Source organism: Halorussus vallis (assembly GCF_024138165.1).
Taxonomy (GTDB): Archaea; Halobacteriota; Halobacteria; order Halobacteriales; family Haladaptataceae; genus Halorussus; species Halorussus vallis.
On the sequence record NZ_CP100000.1, the window covers coordinates 2,334,996 to 2,352,923 of the forward strand.

At 67.7% G+C, this 17,928-nt stretch carries 19 protein-coding genes and 1 tRNA gene; 10 read left to right on the forward strand and 10 right to left on the reverse strand.

The window, feature by feature from the left end:
- Positions 1–90 precede the first annotated feature (90 nt).
- The 4 genes from NGM07_RS11855 to NGM07_RS11870 all read left to right on the forward strand — a co-directional run bounded on the left by NGM07_RS11855 (position 91) and on the right by NGM07_RS11870 (position 3,984).
- The gene (locus tag NGM07_RS11855) at positions 91–672 is read left to right on the forward strand and encodes a DUF7529 family protein (RefSeq protein WP_253511646.1); all 582 of its coding nucleotides are present in this window, start codon (positions 91–93) and stop codon (positions 670–672) included.
- Between the two features lie 133 nt (positions 673–805).
- A complete protein-coding gene (locus NGM07_RS11860; RefSeq protein ID WP_253511649.1) occupies positions 806–1,651 on the forward strand; it encodes a CBS domain-containing protein in 846 nt (281 codons plus the stop codon).
- Complete coding sequence (gene glyS, locus NGM07_RS11865) at positions 1,648–3,402, forward strand: glycine--tRNA ligase (RefSeq protein WP_253511652.1); 1,755 nt, start codon at positions 1,648–1,650, stop codon at positions 3,400–3,402. The genes NGM07_RS11860 and glyS overlap by 4 nt, the downstream gene beginning before the upstream one ends.
- A 3-nt stretch (positions 3,403–3,405) precedes the next feature.
- A complete protein-coding gene (locus NGM07_RS11870; protein WP_253511655.1) occupies positions 3,406–3,984 on the forward strand; it encodes a diacylglycerol/polyprenol kinase family protein in 579 nt (192 codons plus the stop codon).
- Positions 3,985–4,117: 133 nt separating this feature from the next.
- On the opposite strand, the gene NGM07_RS11875 is transcribed toward NGM07_RS11870, so the two are convergent.
- Positions 4,118–4,912: an arylamine N-acetyltransferase family protein gene (locus NGM07_RS11875; RefSeq protein WP_253511658.1), complete on the reverse strand. Its 795-nt coding sequence runs from the start codon at positions 4,910–4,912 to the stop codon at positions 4,118–4,120.
- Positions 4,913–4,922: 10 nt separating this feature from the next.
- The gene (locus NGM07_RS11880; protein WP_253511661.1) at positions 4,923–5,252 is read right to left on the reverse strand and encodes a hypothetical protein; all 330 of its coding nucleotides are present in this window, start codon (positions 5,250–5,252) and stop codon (positions 4,923–4,925) included.
- A 186-nt stretch (positions 5,253–5,438) separates the two neighbouring features.
- Here NGM07_RS11880 and NGM07_RS11885 point away from each other — a divergent pair, with 186 nt between their 5' ends.
- The 4 genes from NGM07_RS11885 to NGM07_RS11900 all read left to right on the forward strand — a co-directional run bounded on the left by NGM07_RS11885 (position 5,439) and on the right by NGM07_RS11900 (position 9,642).
- Positions 5,439–5,762, forward strand: a complete 324-nt coding sequence (locus tag NGM07_RS11885; protein WP_253511664.1) for a hypothetical protein — start codon at positions 5,439–5,441, stop codon at positions 5,760–5,762.
- Complete coding sequence (locus NGM07_RS11890; protein WP_253511667.1) at positions 5,759–6,517, forward strand: DUF7972 family membrane protein; 759 nt, start codon at positions 5,759–5,761, stop codon at positions 6,515–6,517. The genes NGM07_RS11885 and NGM07_RS11890 overlap by 4 nt, the downstream gene beginning before the upstream one ends.
- 63 nt (positions 6,518–6,580) lie before the next feature.
- Positions 6,581–9,130: a DEAD/DEAH box helicase gene (locus NGM07_RS11895; protein ID WP_253511669.1), complete on the forward strand. Its 2,550-nt coding sequence runs from the start codon at positions 6,581–6,583 to the stop codon at positions 9,128–9,130.
- 200 nt (positions 9,131–9,330) lie between these two features.
- Positions 9,331–9,642 (forward strand): hypothetical protein, encoded by a 312-nt coding sequence (locus NGM07_RS11900; RefSeq protein WP_253511672.1) that lies wholly within the window; start codon positions 9,331–9,333, stop codon positions 9,640–9,642.
- Positions 9,643–9,688: 46 nt separating this feature from the next.
- Here the strand turns inward: NGM07_RS11900 and NGM07_RS11905 are convergent, their stop codons facing one another.
- Positions 9,689–10,084, reverse strand: a complete 396-nt coding sequence (locus tag NGM07_RS11905; protein ID WP_253511674.1) for a universal stress protein — start codon at positions 10,082–10,084, stop codon at positions 9,689–9,691.
- An 80-nt stretch (positions 10,085–10,164) separates the two neighbouring features.
- On the reverse strand, positions 10,165–10,992 hold the full coding sequence (locus tag NGM07_RS11910; RefSeq protein WP_253511676.1) for an Sjogren's syndrome/scleroderma autoantigen 1 family protein: 828 nt from the start codon (positions 10,990–10,992) through the stop codon (positions 10,165–10,167).
- Between the two features lie 182 nt (positions 10,993–11,174).
- Between NGM07_RS11910 and mdh the strand changes: the two genes are divergently transcribed.
- Positions 11,175–12,089 carry a malate dehydrogenase gene (gene mdh / locus NGM07_RS11915; RefSeq protein WP_253511679.1) on the forward strand — a complete coding sequence of 305 codons (915 nt, stop codon included), beginning with the start codon at positions 11,175–11,177 and terminating at the stop codon, positions 12,087–12,089.
- Positions 12,090–12,155: 66 nt separating this feature from the next.
- Here the strand turns inward: mdh and NGM07_RS11920 are convergent, their stop codons facing one another.
- Both NGM07_RS11920 and NGM07_RS11925 read right to left on the reverse strand, forming a co-directional pair.
- Positions 12,156–12,815: a metallophosphoesterase family protein gene (locus NGM07_RS11920; RefSeq protein ID WP_253511682.1), complete on the reverse strand. Its 660-nt coding sequence runs from the start codon at positions 12,813–12,815 to the stop codon at positions 12,156–12,158.
- A 70-nt stretch (positions 12,816–12,885) separates the two neighbouring features.
- Entirely contained in the window at positions 12,886–13,479 is a 594-nt protein-coding gene (locus NGM07_RS11925) for an IMP cyclohydrolase (RefSeq protein WP_253511684.1), read from the reverse strand.
- Positions 13,480–13,653: 174 nt separating this feature from the next.
- Here NGM07_RS11925 and NGM07_RS11930 point away from each other — a divergent pair.
- A tRNA-Gln gene (locus NGM07_RS11930) sits at positions 13,654–13,726 on the forward strand.
- Positions 13,727–13,890: 164 nt separating this feature from the next.
- Here NGM07_RS11930 and NGM07_RS11935 read toward each other — a convergent pair.
- The 4 genes from NGM07_RS11935 to NGM07_RS11950 form a co-directional block, all read right to left on the reverse strand.
- Positions 13,891–14,346, reverse strand: a complete 456-nt coding sequence (locus NGM07_RS11935) for a hypothetical protein (protein ID WP_253511687.1) — start codon at positions 14,344–14,346, stop codon at positions 13,891–13,893.
- Between the two features lie 346 nt (positions 14,347–14,692).
- On the reverse strand, positions 14,693–15,073 hold the full coding sequence (locus NGM07_RS11940; protein WP_253511690.1) for a DUF5789 family protein: 381 nt from the start codon (positions 15,071–15,073) through the stop codon (positions 14,693–14,695).
- Positions 15,074–15,153: 80 nt separating this feature from the next.
- Complete coding sequence (gene cgi121 / locus NGM07_RS11945) at positions 15,154–15,669, reverse strand: KEOPS complex subunit Cgi121 (RefSeq protein ID WP_253511692.1); 516 nt, start codon at positions 15,667–15,669, stop codon at positions 15,154–15,156.
- Positions 15,666–17,900, reverse strand: coding sequence for an ATP-dependent DNA helicase (locus tag NGM07_RS11950; RefSeq protein WP_253511694.1), 2,235 nt, complete (start codon positions 17,898–17,900; stop codon positions 15,666–15,668). Before NGM07_RS11950 ends, cgi121 begins: the two co-directional genes overlap by 4 nt.
- Between the last annotated feature and the right edge of the window lie 28 nt (positions 17,901–17,928).

Genomic DNA, 17,928 nt, shown 5'->3' on the forward strand with positions numbered 1-17,928 from the left:
TCGACTCCGGGCGTCTCGCACCGCGAGACGCCCGGAGTCGACGGCGATTAAACAACAACTTTTACCGGGAGTGGGACGACAGAGCCACACATGCCAGAGACAGGGGCCGGCGACGACAACCCGGACTACGCCGAGCGAATCGCGGCCAGCGCCGACGTCGAGAAAGGCGCGTGGCAGCGGACGCTCGAGGACATGAAGGCGATGGCCGAAGAACTGGAGGAAGAGGGCTGGGACGTGCTGACCATCGCCGCCGGCCACACCGCACCGACGAACCCCGACGCGGGCGAAACCGACCGGTGGGGGCTCGTCCACGTCGTGCCGGGTAACAAGGCCGAACCGTTCGCCGAGATGGTCGACACCGGCAAGTTCCCACAGTACCAGGTGTTCCGCAACGAGATGAATAGTCGGGCGTTCGTGGTCACCCAACTGCTCGACCCCGACACCGAGCAGGCCATCCTCATCGCGGGGAACTTCGAACTGCGCCATGCCCCCGGTCTGGTCACGACCGCGCTGGAGGAGGACGAGATGTACACCCACGTCCAGAAACTCGACGGAACTCACCTGGGGTCGTTCCGTCACGACGACGCCGAGAAGTTCTTCCCGAACCCCCAGCGGTACGAACAGTACATGCCGGACGACGGGGACGCGGACGCCGACGAAACTGACGAGTAGAGAGCGGTCAGGGTCGCGAGAGTCGCGGTGCTCGTTTTCGGCCGGCCTTCTCGGAGTCGAATTCGACGGAGACGCGAAGCCAGACCCGTGGGCTTCGTAGACTACAAGAAGGCCCGTCACGTATCCGGCGAACATGAAAGTCGGCGAAGCCATGACGCCCCGCTCGGAGGTCGTTACCGTCGAGCTTCCGGGCACCCGCGACGACGTGCTCGAGTACCTACAGGAGCGGTCGTTCTCGTCCGTCCCCGTGGTCAAGAACGACGACGGCGAGCAGTTCCGCGGGCTCATCTCCCGGGACGACCTCATCGAGAACCCCGACGAGGACCAACTCGCGTTGTTGATGCGCGAGGTTCCGACCACGACCCAGGACGCCACCATCGAGGAGGTCGCGGCGTTGATGGTCGAGGAGGGAACCCGCCGGGTGCCGGTCGTCGACGGCGAACTCGAAGGCATCGTCACCGTGACCGACGTGGTCCGGGCCATCGCGGACGGCGACGCCGACGGCGAGACGCCAGTCGGCGATCTGGCCGCCCGGGACATCAACACCACCTACGTCGAGACGCCCCTCACCGTCGCCGAGCGCGAACTCTACTACGCCAACGTTCCCTACGCCATCGTGCTCGACGAGGAGGGGGAGATGGAGGGCGTGCTGACCGAGGTCGACATCATCGACGTGGCCCGCGTGGTCGAGGGCGAGGAGGAAACCGGCGAGAGCCTCGCCAACGAGGACGACGAGTGGATGTGGGAGGGCATCAAGGCGGTCGGCAACCGCTACCTGCCGACCCGGAACGTCGAGATTCCGGCCGCGCCGGTCGGCGAGTTCATGACCGCCGACGTGGTGACCGTCTCGGCGAACAAGACCGCCATGGACGCCGCCCGGACGATGCTCCGCCACGACATCGAGCAGATTCCGCTGGTCAGCGGCGACGAACTCGTCGGCATCGTCCGCGACATCAACCTGCTGGAGGCGCTCGAATGAGCCGGAGCGACCTCGTCGAACTGGCCAAGCGCCGCGGCTACTTCTTCCAGTCGGCCAGCGCCTACGGCGGCGTCTCGGGCTTCTACACCTACGGTCCGGAGGGCGCGACCCTCAAGCAGAACGTCGAGGACGCCTGGCGCGACCGCTTCCAGGTCCAGGAGGGCCACCGCGAGATCGACGCCCCGACCGTGATGCCCGAACCCGTCTTCGAGGCGTCGGGTCACTTGGACACCTTCGACGACATGCTGGTCGAGTGCCCCGAGTGCGGCGAGAGCCACCGGGCCGACCACCTCATCGAGGACAACACCGACATCGAGGAGGCCGAGAGCCTCCCCATCGAGGAGGTCGAAGAACTCATCGCGGACAACGACTTGGCGTGTCCGAACTGCGGCGCGGACCTCGGCGGCGTGTCGGTCGAGGACTTCAACCTGATGTTCGAGACGAACATCGGCCCCGGTAGCTCCTCGCCGGGCTACCTGCGGCCCGAGACTGCACAGGGCATCTTCGTGGAGTTCCCGCAACTCGCCGAGTACGCCCGCAACCAACTTCCGTTCGGCATCACCCAGATCGGCAAGGCTTACCGCAACGAGATCAGCCCCCGCAAGTCCATCATCCGGGTCCGGGAGTTCACCCAGGCCGAACTCGAACACTTCATCGACCCGACCGAAGACGAACCCGACATCGACCGGGTGGCCGACGTGGAACTCACCCTCTACCCCGCGGAGAACCAGGGCGAGGACGGCGACAACGAGTACGTCGAGATGACCGTCCGTGAGGCGGTCGACTCCGGCCTGGTCCACGAGTGGGTCGCCTACTACCTGGGCGTCGGCAAAGAGTGGTACGAAACCATCGGCGTCGACATGGACCGGTTCCGGTTCCGCCAGCACCTCTCGGGCGAACTCGCCCACTACGCCGCCGACTGCTGGGACGCCGAGGCGGAGGTCGACGGCGACTGGATCGAAATCACGGGCTACGCCTACCGGAGCGACTACGACCTGAGCAAGCACGACGAGTACTCCGACGACGACTTCACCGTCTTCAAGCAGTACGACGAGGAGAAGGTCGTCGAGCGCGCCACCGTCGAACCCGACATGAGCTACCTCGGTCCGGAGTTCGGCGGCGCGGCGGGCGACGTGGCCGACGAACTCGAGAAACTCGCCCAGCGCGACCGGGCGGCGTTCGACGCCGACGAAGTCACCGTCGAAGTCGACGGCGAGGAGTACGCGGTTCCGGTCGAGAAGACCGGTTTCAGCGTCGACGAGGACAGGGAAACCGGCGAGCACATCACGCCCCACGTGGTCGAACCGTCCATCGGCGTCGACCGGGTCATCTACACCGTGCTCGACCACGCCTACCGGGAAGACGAGATAGACGGCGAGAGTCGCAAGCGACTCGCGCTCGAACCGAGCGTCGCCCCGACGTTCGTCGGCGTCTTCCCGCTGATGGACAAGGACGGCATGGGCGAGCGCGCCCGGGAGATCACCGACGAACTCCGCGCGGAAGGGTTCGACGTGACCTACGACGACTCGGGCAACATCGGCCGGCGTTACCGCCGCCAGGACGAGGTCGGCACGCCGTTCTGCGTCACGGTCGACTACGAGAGCCTGGAAGATGGCACCGTAACCCTCCGCGAACGTGACTCCACCGAGCAGGTCCGGGTAGCGATCTCGGACCTGCCTGGCCTGCTCTCGGACCTCCGGGCGGGCGAAACCACCTTCGCGGACCTCGACGCACCCGCGCCAGAACAGTAACCCGTGTCACTCCACAGCGAGGTCAAGCGCCGGCTCGTCCACGTCGCCGGGACGGGGTATCCGGCGCTGTACCTGCTCGGACTGGCGACCTACGAGCAGTTGCGCTACCTGCTGGTGGCGAGTTCGGTCGCCGCGCTCGCGCTGGAGGCCGTCCGACTGCTGGTCGGCCTCGACTGGCAAATCTTCGACGAACTCACCCGCGAGTACGAGCAGGAGAACCTCGCCGGCTACGCGCTGTACATGTTCGGGATGACCGCCGCGGCGCTCGCCTTCGACCCCAGGGTGGCCATCCCCGCGATGCTGATGCTCACCATCGCCGACCCCATCAGCGGCCTGGTCGGGTCGGGCGAACTCGGCGTGAAGGCGACCCACACCCTGTTGCTCACCTTCGGCGTCTGCATGCTCATCGCCAGCCTGTACGGACTCCCGGTGACCACCGCGGCGTTCGGCGCGCTGGCGGCGACGCTGGCCGACGGCGCGAAACCCGTCATCGCGGGCTACGTCATCGACGACAACCTCACGATTCCGGTGGGCGCGGCGGTCGCGATGTACCTGGCGCTGCAGTATCTCCCTACGCTCTAACCCCCGAATCGTCGATTTCGAAGTCGAGGAAGTGACCCGTCGTTCTACGAAGCCGGGAAGGAGAGCGCCGAGAGGTTCGGTGGAGCGCCGAAGGGACGCCGGCGACCGCCGATGCATCGGCGGTCGCCGGCGGTCAGCGGGGACGATAGTCGATTCCGAATTCGCGTTCGAGCGCGTCGTAGTACTCCGCCTCGTCGAGCGAGCGCTCGCGTTCGTCCGCGGCGGTCCGGTGGGTCAGCGCGCCGGGCGAGAGCTTCCGGTGGCCGCGCTCGGTCGCGAGGCTGACGACGGGGTCGCCGGTGAACGGCGACTCGGGTGCGGTCGCCAGCCACTCGCAGGTGGCCTCGAAGTACGACGTCTCGCGCGGGACGTCGCGAAAGACGTACCGGGTCGTCCAGTCGCCGCCGGATTCGCGGTACTCGGCGGCAAAGTCGACATCGGGACGGTCGCTCTCGGCGACGCGCCACGCGACGCCCGCGGCGTCCGGGTCGGTCGCGTCGCCGTCGAGCGCGACCGGCCGCCGCATCGTCGGGACGCCGAGGCCGACGTCGGCCACGTACTGCCGGTCGAGCGAGACGACGTGGGTGAGGTGGTTCGCGGGCGGTCTAGCACCGTCGTCGCTGAGGACCATCGCGGCCCGGCGCTCGACGTCGAAGCCGAGTTCGCCGAGGAACCAGCCGAACAGGCCGTTGAGTTCGTAGCAGAAGCCCCCGCGCTCGCGCTCGACGAGTTTGTCGTAGAGGTCGGCGCGGGAGAGCGACACTCCTTCGCCGTCGCGGCGGTCGAACGGGTCGCCGGTTATCGCGAGCGTCTCGAAAGGGACCGTCGCCACGTGGGCGCGCTGGAGGCGTTCGAGCGCCCGGAGGTTCGGGGGTCGGACGTCTGCGGGGTCGAGGCCGAGGCGGGCGAGGTACGCCGAGACGTCCATCGGTTCCGCGCTACACCTCCAGGCAGACGCCGACGCGCGGGACGCAGAAGCGCCGGGTTCGGCCTTCGCTGCGGCGAAGGCGACGCCGGCGGGTCACTTCGGCCATCGCTTTCGTCGCGCCAGCAAGCGCGAGCGCGACGAAGGCGACGGCGCCGGCGACGGCGAGTGCCATCCGGGCGGGTCCGAAGGCGGCGAGCGCCGGACCGACCAACGTCACGGCCAGCGTCGCCGCGACGATGCCGACCGACAGCATCGCGCTCAGCACCAGCGTGGTTCCGAGGCCGTATTCGGTAGCGGTGCCGCGGAGCGGGGTCGGAAGCTGTTTTTCGGGTGGTTTCATCACAGTTAGACCATGGTGCGCCGCCGGCATAAGTGTAATCTGAACTACGTTTCTGTAGCGGGAGTTACTGAAATCCGTTTCAGTATCGGCCGGCGAGCGTCGGTCGGCCGAGAGCGATTTCGGCCGGTGAATCGCAGGACAGGCGGCCGAATCGAACTTTAGACTGGGAACGTTACCACCGATGCCATGGACCCAGGCCCGAACGACACGGACGGGGTCCAGGACCGGGAAACGATCGTCGGCCCGGAGGTGACGGACGACCGCTCGAAGGGAGAAAAAGCGAAGGAGAGACTTCGCGAGTTCGTCCTGCTCCACGGAAGCAGACCGGCGATCGCGGCCGGGTTGCTGGTCCCGTTTTTCGTCGTGCTCGCGTCGATCGAGCTCGTCATCACCTCGACCACCCAGCAGGTCGTGCCGCTGTTCTACCTGTCGAGCGCCGTCATCGGGGGAACTTCACCCTGCTCACCATCGTCATCTCGATCAGCCAACTCGTCATCTCGCGGCAGTTGAGCGCGCCCGGGGAACTCGAAGACCAGATCAAGGACACGACGACCTACCGCGAGGACGCGACCGAACTGGTCGAGCGGGACGTGGCTCCCGCGACCCCGGCGGCGTTCCTCGAAGTCCTGCTCAGGGGCGTCCGCGACACGCTTCAGGAACTCGAGTCCGACGCGGACGAAATCGCCACCGACGATGCCGTGGAGTCGTTCGAGGGCGTCCTCGGACCGCTCGAAGAGCAGGTCGACTACTCGATTCAGGAACTCGGAGAGAAGGGGACGACCATCTTCGAGGCGCTCGTCATCACCCTCGACACCAACTACTCGGAAGACATCCACCAGATCTGGCGACTGGAGACGGTGTACAGCGAGGACCTCACGCCCGACGCGAAGCGCGAACTCGAGACGCTGGTGACGCGGCTCAAGGACATCGACGTGGCGCGTCAGTACCTCAAGACGGTGTACATCCAGGAGGAGCTCTCGCGGCTCTCCCGCGAACTGCTGTACGTCGGCATCCCGGTCGTCTTCAGCGGTCTCCTCGTCATGGAGGTGTTCATCAGCACCCGACGACCGTTCCTCTCGCCGCGACAGCTATCGCTGATAACGCCGGTGTACACCACCGTCGCGAGCGCGCCGCTGGCGCTGCTGTTCTCGTACGTCCTCCGCATCTCGGTCGTCGCCGAGCGGACGGCGGCCATCACCCCGTTCACGACCCCGACCCAGGAGTCGACGTCGATGGAGGCGGTCGGCGAGAGCGCCGACGACTGACGAATTTCACTTTCACCCCGATAAGCGAACTCTTTAATCGGAGCGCGACGAACCCCGCTACGAATGGCGACGACCGGGGAGCAGTACGTGGACCACGAACTCCTCGTCCCGGAGTTCATCGAGCGACGAATGTATCAGTTGCAACTGGCGGGTCGGGCCAAAGAGCGCCACACCCTCGTCAGCCTCCCGACGGGGCTCGGCAAGACGACGGTGAGTCTGCTCGTGACCGCCGAGCGACTGGCGAACGTCGGGGGGAAGTCGCTCTTCCTCGCGCCGACCAAACCGCTGGTCCAGCAACACGCCGACTTCTACCGGGAGGCGCTGACGATTCCCGACGAGGACATCGTCGTGTTCACGGGCGAAGTGAGCCCCGCCGACCGCGCCGAACTGTGGGAGCGGGCCCAAATCGTCATCGCCACGCCCCAGGTCGTCGAGAACGACCTCGTTGGAAGCCGGGTCAGCCTCGCGCCGGTCACCCACCTCACCTTCGACGAGTGCCACCGCGCGACCGGCGACTACGCGTACAACTACATCGCCGAGCGCTACCATCAGGACGCCGAGAAACCCCTCGTCACGGGGATGAGCGCCTCGCCCGGCGGCGACAAGGACGAGATTCTGGACGTCTGCGAGAACCTCGGCATCGGAAACGTCGAGGTGATGACCGAGGAGGACAGCGACGTCGAGGAATACACCCACGACACCGAGGTCGAGTGGGAGCGCGTCGAACTACCCGACGAAATCATCGAGATTCGGGACGCGATAAACGAAGTCATCTCCGACCGACTTGAGAAACTGAAGACACTCGGGGTGATCAACACGACCCGGCCCGACGTCTCCCAGAAGGACCTCAACAAGGTTCGGGGTGAACTCCAGAAGCTCATCGACAACGACCAGTCGGAGGGCTACAAGGGGATGTCGGCCCACGCCGAGGTGATGAAACTCCGGCGGGCGGTCGAACTGGTCGAAACCCAGAGCGTCGAGGCGCTCCGGCGGTACTTCGAGCGCCAGCGCAACGCCGCCCGGTCGTCGGGCGCGTCGAAGGCCAGCCAGCGGTTCGTCTCCGAACCCAAGGTCCAGGAGGCGATGCGCCGGGCCGAGGACTACGACGGCCTCCACCCGAAGTACTCGCGGGCCCGCATCCGCATCGCCGAGACGCTGGGCATCGAGGGCGGCCAGCGGGTCATCGTGTTCACCGAGTCGCGGGACACCGCCGAGGCGCTGACCGAGTTCTTCGGCGCGCACTTCGACGCCCGGCGGTTCGTCGGCCAGGGCGACAAGGAGGGCTCCAGCGGGATGACCCAGAAGGAACAGCAGGAAACCCTCGACGCCTTCCGGGCCGGCGAGTTCGAGGTGCTGGTTTCGACCTCCGTCGCCGAGGAGGGCCTGGACGTACCCGAGGTCGACCTCGTGCTGTTCTACGAACCGGTTCCGACCGCCATCCGGTCCATCCAGCGCAAGGGCCGGACCGGCCGGCAGGCCGAGGGCCGGGTCGCGGTGCTCCTCGCGGAGGACACCCGCGACGAGGCGTACTTCTGGATCTCCAAGCGCCGCGAGGGCGAGATGGAAGAGGAGATGCGGAAACTGAAGGGCGTCGCCGACGAGGTCGAGGAGGAACTCGACGACTCCCAGCGCCAACTTGGCGACTTCGGCGGGTCGGACGGACCGGCGGGCGAGAGCGGCCGAGAAACCGACGTCGACCCCGGCCTGCAGACGTTCGTCGGAGACGATGAGGACGGCGACGACGAAGACGCCGAAGCGGAGGACGTCCAAGAGGAGCGCGGGACCGACGATTCCGCCGCGTCTCCGGATGCCGACAGCGCAGACGTCGACACCGAAGATACCGACGCCGCAGACGCCGAGACGGCCGCCGGGACCGAAGCGACGACTCGGACCGAGACGACCGCCCAGGCCGAAGACGCCGACGAGGAGGGCGTCGTCGCGACCGCGCGCCCCGACGACGAGAACGTCGAAATCGTGGTCGACCAGCGCGAACTCGACTCCTCCATCGCGAAGGACCTCTCGACCCGCGACGGCCTGACGACTCGCCTCGAAACCCTGTCGGTCGGCGACTACGTGCTGAGCGACCGCGTGGTGGTCGAACGCAAGTCCGTCTCGGACTTCCTGGACACCCTGACGGGCGGCGACCGCTCGATGTTCGAGCAGGTCGGCGACGCGACCCGCCACTACGCTCGCCCGGTCGTCATCTTGGAGGGCGACGGCCTCTACGAGGAGCGCAACGTCCACCCGAACGCCATCCGGGGCGCGCTGTCGTCGCTGGCGGTCGACTTCGGCGCGAGCGTCCTCCGGACCCGGAACCAGAAGGACACCGCCGACCTGCTGGAGGTCATCGCCACGCGCGAACAGGAGCGCGACGGCAGGGAGGTGTCGATGCACGGCGAGAAAGCGAGCAAGACGCTGGCCGAACAACAGGAGTACGTCGTCTCCTCCATCGCCGACATCGGCCCGGTGACCGCCCGCTCGCTGCTGGAGAAGTTCAAGACCGTCGAGTCGGTGATGACCGCCCGCGAGGACGATTTACTGGAAGTCGACGGCGTGGGGCAGGTGACCGCAGAACGGATTCGAGAGGTCATCGGGAGCGATTACGACCGGTAACGTCGCCACGCCGCGGTGAATCGTCCCGAACGTTCCGTCGGAACCGGGCGTTACCGTGCTAACCAACCCCACTCACGGGGGCGTAACGGTCGGTTTCGGGGGGCGTAGGGAGCGTATAACACATCGTTTTCGGGGAAAACCCAGCAGAACGGCGTCACCGAATTAAGAGGGTAGAGACCGAGTCGTTAGGTGAGGAGTAAATGAAAGCTCAACTGTCTTTCGGCGAGGACACGGAGAATACAGTCGATTCGCCGTACGGTACGCCGCGTCACGACACGGACGAACCCGACGACGAACGGACGTTCTACGGAGCGCCGCGACACGAAGTCGGCGAGAGCGGTGAGGAGCGGCGACTCTACGGCGAACCGCAGCACGAGCGTGTCGACCCCGAGGACATCCTCGACCCCGAGGTCGAGTTCGCGTCGGTCTGGCTGGGCGAGTTCGTCCGACCCGCCGGGCCGTCGCCGCGCTCGCGGACGAGGTTCGAACGCGCGACGACCGAGCGGCGCTAATTTCTCTCGATTTCCGAGCCGACGAGCGACGCCGACCGGGACCGACTTACGGAACGACGGTCACCGGGACGGCCTCTTCCTCGACGACCGTGTGGGCCGCACTTCCGAGAATGGCTCGTTCTATCGCGCTTCCCGAGCCGTGGTGGCCCATGACCACGTGGTCGTAGCCGCGCTCCTCGACCAGGTCGACGATGTCCTTGCCGACCCGGTCGGCGGGCCGGAACTCCAGACCCACGTCGGTCGAGAGTTCGGGTTCGCAGTCGACGTCCTCCTCGGCGAGCACCTCGCGGGCGCGCTCCAGGATGTCCTCGGTCGCGTCGGTTTCGCTGTCGGTGATGTGGACCACGTGGAGCGACGCGTCGAACCGCCGGGCGAACTCAACGCCGAACGACAGCGCCCGGAAACTGCACTCCGAACCGTCGATGGGAACCAGCACTTCCATGTCAACGGTCAGGACGAGCGCGGAGTTAACGGTTTTCCCGGGAGGGCGGCACGAGGCGAGAGTCCGGTCGGCGCGGCCGGTCAGCGGTTCGTCCGGTCGAGCGCCGCCAGCGCCTCGGCGGCCTCACGCGTGGCCGCGAGCAGTTCGCGCGCACGGGCCACGTCGTCGGTCGCCTCGGCGCGGCGGGCGAGGTCGGTCGCGGTCCGGACGAGCGTCGCGCGGGCCTCGCTCAGGTCGGCCTCGGCGTGCCTTTCCGGGCCGGCGTCGTCGGGGCGCGCCGACGCGCCCCGACGACCGGACGCGCCTGCGTGCCGGTGTCGAGCGTCCGAGCCGTGACGGTGTCGGCCGGCGGAGCGCCCCCGACGTTCGCGGGGCGCGCGACTCCCGTCGCCGGCGTCGGAGCGACCCTCGGCGTCGGTTTCGCCCCGCTGCTGTGACGGCGGTCCGGAGTGCGTGTCGGAACGGTCGGAGCGTCGTCCGGCCACCCGGACGTCGTTTATCTCGACGCGGGGTTCCTCGCCGGCGTCGGCGCCGTCGTGGGTTTCGTCGGCGGTGTCGCCGGATTCGTCGGCGTCCTCGCTGACGTCGGTCGCAGCGACGGCCTGGTCGGCGTCGACGGGGTCCGGTTCGTCGGCGGCGTCGTCGGCCGCCGCGGTCCCGGCGTCCGCCTCTGCGGCGTTCGCCGCCGCTTCGCCCGCCTGCTGGCAGGTCGGACAGAACTCCTGACCGTCGTAGCGGAAGATGGGGTCGCCACACCGGTTGCAGTGCTTGCCGGTCATGGTCGCGCCCTGGAGGAGGAGTTCGCTCATCCGGCGCGTGTTCTCGCGGTCCTTCTGGTCGGCCTCGTACTTCTCCCGGAGTTTCTCGCGTTCGGCCTCCTTGTCGAAGCCGGAATCGTCGCTGCTCATACTCGACCGGAGGTGCGCGGGCCGGAAAAATCCCACCACCCGCTCTCGACCTCGTGAGGTCGGCGACGGACGGCGGAAGTACGTCGAACGTCGAACGGCCAAACGTCGTCTGCCGTCCCGTACGGCCGTTTTTCGGTCGTTCCGAAGCGCTTAACGGGTTTGCGGGCGGGCTTTTACGTGGTATGACGAAAATCAGCGTGGTCGGCGCGGCCGGAACCGTCGGCGCCGCGGCGGCGTACAACATCGCGCTTCGGGATATCGCGGACGAACTGGTTCTCGTGGACATCCCCGACAAGGAGGACGACACGGTCGGGCAGGCGGCCGACGTCAACCACGGCGCGGCCTACGACGCCAACACGGTCGTCCGCCAGGGTGGCTACGAGGACACCGCCGGGTCGGACGTGGTCGTCATCACCGCCGGGATTCCGCGCCAGCCCGGCCAGACCCGCATCGACCTCGCGGGCGACAACGCGCCCATCATGGAGGACATCGGCTCGTCCATCGCCGAGCACAATGAGGACTTCGTGACGGTCACCACCTCGAACCCGGTCGACCTGCTGAACCGCCACCTCTACGAAACCGGCGACCGCGCCCGCGAGAAGGTCATCGGCTTCGGCGGCCGCCTCGACTCGGCGCGCTTCCGCTACGTCCTCAGCCGGCGCTTCGACGAACCGGTCCGGAACGTCGAGGCGACCATCCTGGGCGAGCACGGCGACGCCCAGGTGCCGGTGTTCTCGAAGGTCCGGGTCAACGGTAAGGACCCTGAGTTCGACGACGACGAGAAGGACGAGATTCTCGAGGAACTCAAGACCAGCGCGATGAACGTCATCGAGAAGAAGGGCGCGACCCAGTGGGGTCCTGCCACGGGCGTCGGCCACATGGTCGAAGCCGTCGTCCGGGACACCGGCGAGGTGCTGCCCGGTTCCATCACGCTCGACGGCGAGTACGGCCACGACGACGTCGCGCTCGGCGTCCCCGTCAAACTCGGCGCGGGCGGCGTCCAGGAGGTCGTCGAGTGGGACCTCACCGAGTTCGAGCGCGAACAGCTCGGCGAGGCCGCCGACAAACTCTCCGAGCAGTACGACGAAATCGCGTAATCGCCTGTTCGCAGTTCGGTGTGGACGCCGCGGCCGCAGCTCAGTTCGAACTCGTTTTCGCGTCGGCTACCGTCCCGCGGAGAGCCGACTACCGATTTTGCTCGGGAGTCCCGCCTCCTCGACGGCCGCCTGCACCGCCTCGATGTCGTACTCGACCCGGTGCTCCTCCACGGCGAGGGCTTCGAGGTCGAGTATCGCGTAGGCCGCGCGGGGGTCGCGGTCCCGGGGCTGGCCGACGCTCCCGGGGTTCATCACGACGCCCTCGTCGTAGACCTCGTGGTGCTGGACGTGGGTGTGACCCATCACGATCACGTCCTCGTCGCCGAGCAGGTCGGCCGAGAACTCATCGGGTCGGGTGTAGCGGTCGGGGTCGTCGGGGTGGCCGTGGACGACCTTCACCCGACCGTCGAACTCCCGGCGTTCGTCGGGGAGGGCCGCCAGCCAGTCCCGCTGGTCGGTCGAGAGCCGCTTGCGGGAGAGTTCCACACCTGCCCGCGCCATCGAGTTGAAACCGAACGAAGTACCCGAGGAAACCGCTCGGTCGTGGTTGCCCATCACGGTCGGAATTTCGCGGTCGCGGACCACATCGACGCACTCGGCGGGCCACGGGTTGTAACCGACGACGTCGCCCGCGCAGACGGCGGCGTCCACGTCGGGGAGGTCCGCGAGGACCGCTTCGAGCGCGACCAGGTTCGAGTGCACGTCCGAGAGGACGGCGACCTTCATGTCCGACGGTTCGGTCGCGCGAAACTTAGTAACCCGTCCCGCTCTCCGGGCCGAAACCCGCCGGCGCGAGCTATCGGTCGCCGTTCTCGACGGCGAACGCGAAGCCGTCGTCGGTGCGAGCGACGCCCGCCGCGCACACCGTGTGTTCGAAGTCGAGGTCGTACGCCTCGCCCGCGGCCTCGGCGGCCGTCTCGGCGGCGAAGTCGAACGATTCGGGGGCGTCCTTCTCGTAGGTCGCCACGAGGGTCGGCTCCGACACCTCGCGGACGAGCAGGGCGTCCTTTCGGACGGTGCCGACGTACGCCGAGTCGTCGGTCAGCACGCCCGCGATGCGGGGCGTGTCGTAGTCGTCCTTCTCGTAGTCGAGCGCCAGGAGGCTCTCGGCGAGGGCGTCGCGGGCGGGGTAGCTCAGTTCGAGTTTCTCGGTGACGGGGTCGACGTGCGAGCCGTTGCCGACCACCGCGGCGTCGGCGTTCGCCGCGCCGTCGGCGCGGCGAACGCAGTTGTACGAGATGTAGGGGTTGTCGGTTTCGGAGGCGTCTTCGGTCGGCGCGACGGTCAGGGCGTCGCCGCGCTCGACGACTTTCCGGTTCGGGAACGACCGCGAGGAGACTCGGTAGGCGGCGATGCTCGGGCCGACGACGACGAAGCGTCCGACGTACATACACGAACGTGCGCAACGAGCGTCCAAATACTCGTTGCTTTATGCACAGATGGAGCGACGCCGATGTCCGGTCAGACCAGCACCGACGCTCGGCCGGCGGCGATGCCAGAGATTGGCACACGGCGGCCGAACGCGCAACGCTTACAAGCCCCCGGCGTGTACGGAGGAATGCGAAGTTCCATGGGGTAGTGGCCAATCCTGTTGCCTTCTGGGGGCAACGACCCAGGTTCGAATCCTGGTGGAACTACTACCGATTCTCGCGTCGCTACTCGCCGAGCGTCGAGTCTCGCAGTTCGTGACGGGCGGGAAGGATTCGGCCTAATTCTCCGGCAGAACGGGTTCGCGTCGGTCGCACACGGACCGCGAACGCCGGGTCGAAAATCGTAGAAAGCCCCGGGCGGTCGTCGAACGTTACGACTCGGACGCGTCGAACTCGGCGGCGACGACGACCTGGCGCTCTCCGTCGGCGTCCTCACTGTCGGCGTACCGGAGCAGGTCGAACTCGTGACCGCCGATCTCCGCGCCCCGTTCGACCTCGAGCTCGCCGTCGAGGTCGTCCCACGACTCGGGGTCGTCGCGGCTCTGGTCGCTGTCGTCGTCCCGCATCGGTCGTCCGATGGGCGTCGAGCGAACGTCGTCTTCGATCTTCTCCGCGAAATCGATGGGGACGTAGCTATCGCCGCGCTCGTCGTCGTTGAAGTAGAGTCGGACGAGTTCGTTCGGCCCCTTCGACCACGGATTGACGACTCGGCCGTCGTAGTAGAGGTCGAAGCCCACGGCGTCGTCTGGCGTCCGGTCGCCGAGGTCCTCGATTTCGTCGTTGCGCTCGAACTCCGTCAGGTGCTGGATGTCGGATTCGCTTGCCATGGTTCGGTCTGTGTGAGCGTCTCAGTTTTCCGCACTCACGCCGCACCCCGAGTTAGGGGCCGGACGTGAATGAGCAGACGGGTTGCCAGTGCATGGCGGCTTAGAGTCCACGAGGCGGCCGAAATCGACGATTCACCGCGAACTGGAAGGTCGAACGAAAGGACCGAACGCGGCACTTCGGCGGCCATCGGTTATCGATTCGGAATCGCAAGAACGAAGAGCCGAACGGTGGAAGCCCCGAAGCGTCGGGTCGGGCGCGGAACGTGCGACTTAAATTCCTTCGAAAGAGCCGCCGCCCTCTCGCTATCAAACCCCTTCGTTTCCACTGGAAAGTACGGGCGGGCGGTCAGTTGGAGTTGACGTCCGACTCCTCGTCGACCGCGTTCTCGTCGAGTTCCCGCAGGTCGCGCTGGTCGTTGTACTCCTCGGGACCGGCGGCCTCGCCGGTGATCTCGTCGTAGACGGCCTCGCGGGCCTCCTCGGCCGACTCGAACCGCTCGTCGACGAGGCGGTCGAAGACGCTCCCGAGGCTCTCGGTTTCGTTCTGGAGGTCCAGCGGTTGGTCGCCGTACTCGGTGGCGAGTTCCTCGCTGGTCGCGGGGTACTTGTGCTCGCCGAGCATCTCGCCGGCCTCGCCGAGCATGGTTTCGACGCTCTCGGTTCGCTCGCGCTGTCGCTCGCGGGCGTTTCGCTGCTCGCGCTCGGGGTCTGGGTCGCGGTCGGCCATGTTCCGGGGTTGGGTCGTGAGACACGTAACCCTGCTGGCTACCCCGACGGCGCCGTCGGATTACCCCGCCGGGACCCCGTTCACTTCTCCACGTCGAGCAATGCGACCCGCTCGCAGACGAGGTCGGCGAGCGTCGCGTCGGTCGCGGCGAGTTCGGCGTCGCCGACGTCGAAGAACTCCCGGACGGCCTCGCGGTCGATTCGGTCGGCCCCGAGCGTCTCGGCCGGCGTCAGCAGGTCGCCGACCGCCGACGCGGCCGGCCGCGCAGCGGCGGCCGCGTCGGTTTCGTTCTCCGGGTGGACGACCACTGCGACGTCGTTTTCGCCCGACGAGACGCCCATCCGGAGCGCACGGTTGATCTGGCGGCGACCCGCGGCGTACAGCAGTATCTCGACCGCGCGGTCACGGGCGACGTTCTCGCCGCGGTCGAACGACCGGTCGGCGCGCTCGACCGCGGCGTCGAGGTGGTCGCGGCCGGCCACGAGGTCGGCGTCGAACGCCTGCACCGCGCAGTCGTACTCCTCACCGATGGCGGCGAGGTCGTCGAGGAAGGCGTCCACGTCGTCGACGTCGACGCGGCCCTCGACGACCTTCACGAGAAATCACCGAGGCTCTGCTGACCCTCGCCGTCGTCGGCGTCGGCGCTCGCGCTCGCCTCCGCAGAGGCCCGGACGCCCTCCAGGTCGACGTCCTTCCGGCCGACGTTCTCCAGAATCTTCTCGGCGGTCTTCCGGCGGCCCTTGAGCGCGCCGAGGACGACCGACTTGTCGGCGTCCCGAAGGTCGGCGCGGGACTCGATGCCCGCGTCGTAGAGGCGCCGGGCGCGCTTGCGGCCGACGTCGCGGACGCCCGCCAGGTCCAGCAGTTCCTCGTCGACGCCGTACTCGACGCGCTTTCGGGCCTCGCGGATGGCCGGCCCGGCGTCGAGGTCGAGTTCGGCCGCGAGTCGCTCGGCGGCGTTCAACAGCCACTCGGCGGTTTCGACCTTCCCGCGGATGTCGCCCGGGCCGACGCCGTAGCGCTCGGTGATGCGGTCCTCGTCGAGTTCGGAGGCCCAGTCTTCGAGCAGGCGGGCGGTCTTGAGTGCCGAGAGCCAGTCCTCGAAGGCGTGGTCCTCGAACTCAGAGGGCATCGACCCGAGGAACTCGGGTTCGCGCTCGTAGGCGAGTTCGGTGTACTCCTCGCGATCGCCCGACCGGAGGTAGAGCTCGTACATGTCCGGCGTGCGCGAGACGAGGTGGAAGAGTCCCATCGCCGTGGGACGGTCGTCGGCGTCCCGGAGGCCGTGAATTATCTCGGCGGCGCTCATCGGGTCGACGTAGAGCTGCGAAACCCGGTGGCCCAGTCCGGTCGCCCGGAGCCCACCGTCCTCGCGTTCGAGGAACTCGTTGCGTTCGAGGTACTCGAGGACGTTGTTCGTGACGGCTTCGAGCCGGCCGGTTTCGTCGGTCTGGGTCGCGTAGAGCGTGCGTTCGAGGAACTCCAGCAGTTCGTCCTCGGTGTCGGCGAACCCGGACGCGACCGTCGCGAGGATGTGGGTCCGGAGCGCGGGTTCGGCCGCGAGTTTCGACCGGACCGCCTCGGGGTCGGCCCAGACGTAGCGGTCGAACAGTTCGTCGAGTTCGTCGTGGCTGTTGGCGATGAGCACCGCCTCGCCGTAGGGGTCGAGGCCGGGTCGGCCTGCCCGGCCGAACATCTGGTGGACTTCGAGCACGTCGAGGGGTTTCATCCCGCCGACGTCGCCGTCGTAGCGCCGCCAGTCGCGGACGATGACCCGCCGCGAGGGGGTGTTGACCCCGGCCGCGAGCGTGGGCGTCGCGGAGATGACCTTCACGAGGCGGTCGCGGAAGGCGTCCTCGACCATCTCGCGGTGGTCGCTCGCCAGGCCGGCGTGGTGGAAGGCGGCGCCCTTCTCGACGGCGTCGGCCAGGTCGTCGCTGGTTTCGGTGTCGCTGACCGCCCGGATGTCCTCGGCGATCTCGGCGAGTTTCCTGCGTTCGTCGTCGTCGAGGTAGTCGCGGGTCACGTCCGAGAGGCGGCGGGCGGCCGCCTCGGCGTTGCGCCGGGAGTTGACGAACACGAGCGACGACCCGCCGTCGCTCAGGGTGTCCTCGACGAGCGCGGCGGTCGCCTTCTCGTTACCCCGGGAGATTTGGGTCTGGGAGCCGTCGTCGAAGTGGAGCGCCTGGCCGTAGAGGACGCCCGCCCGGAGGTCGATGGGTCGCCAGGTCGAGTCGACGAGTTCGGCGTCGAGCCACTCGGCGACCTCGTCGGCGTTGCCGACGGTCGCCGAGAGCGCGACGACCTGGAGCGCGGGGTTGAGCTTTCGGAGTTTGGCGAGGGTGACTTCGAGGGTCGGCCCCCTGTTTTTCGAGTCGACGAGGTGGACCTCGTCGGCGACCACGCAGGTCAGGTCGTCCATCCACTGGGCGCCGTTGCGCACGAGCGAGTCGACCTTCTCGCTGGTCGCGACGATGATGTCTCGGCTGGCCAGCCAGTCGCCGTCGCTCTCGTAGTTGCCGGTCGAGACGCCGACCGAGACGCCGAACTGCTCGAACTCCTCGAACTCGGCCTTCTTCTCGGAGGCGAGCGCCCGGAGCGGGACGATGTACAGCGCCTTGCCGCCGCGGGCGACGCTCGACAGCATGGCGAGTTCGGCGACGAACGTCTTGCCGCTCGCGGTCGGGACGCTGGCGACGACGCTGTCGCCGTCGGTGACGCCCGCCTCGACGGCCTCGGCCTGGGGCGGGTACAGTTCCTCGATTCCCTGCTCGCGGAAGTGGTCGACCACGCCGTCGGGGAGTCCGGAGAGGTCCTCGACCTTCACGGCGACCACCCACTTGCGGAGACGAAAG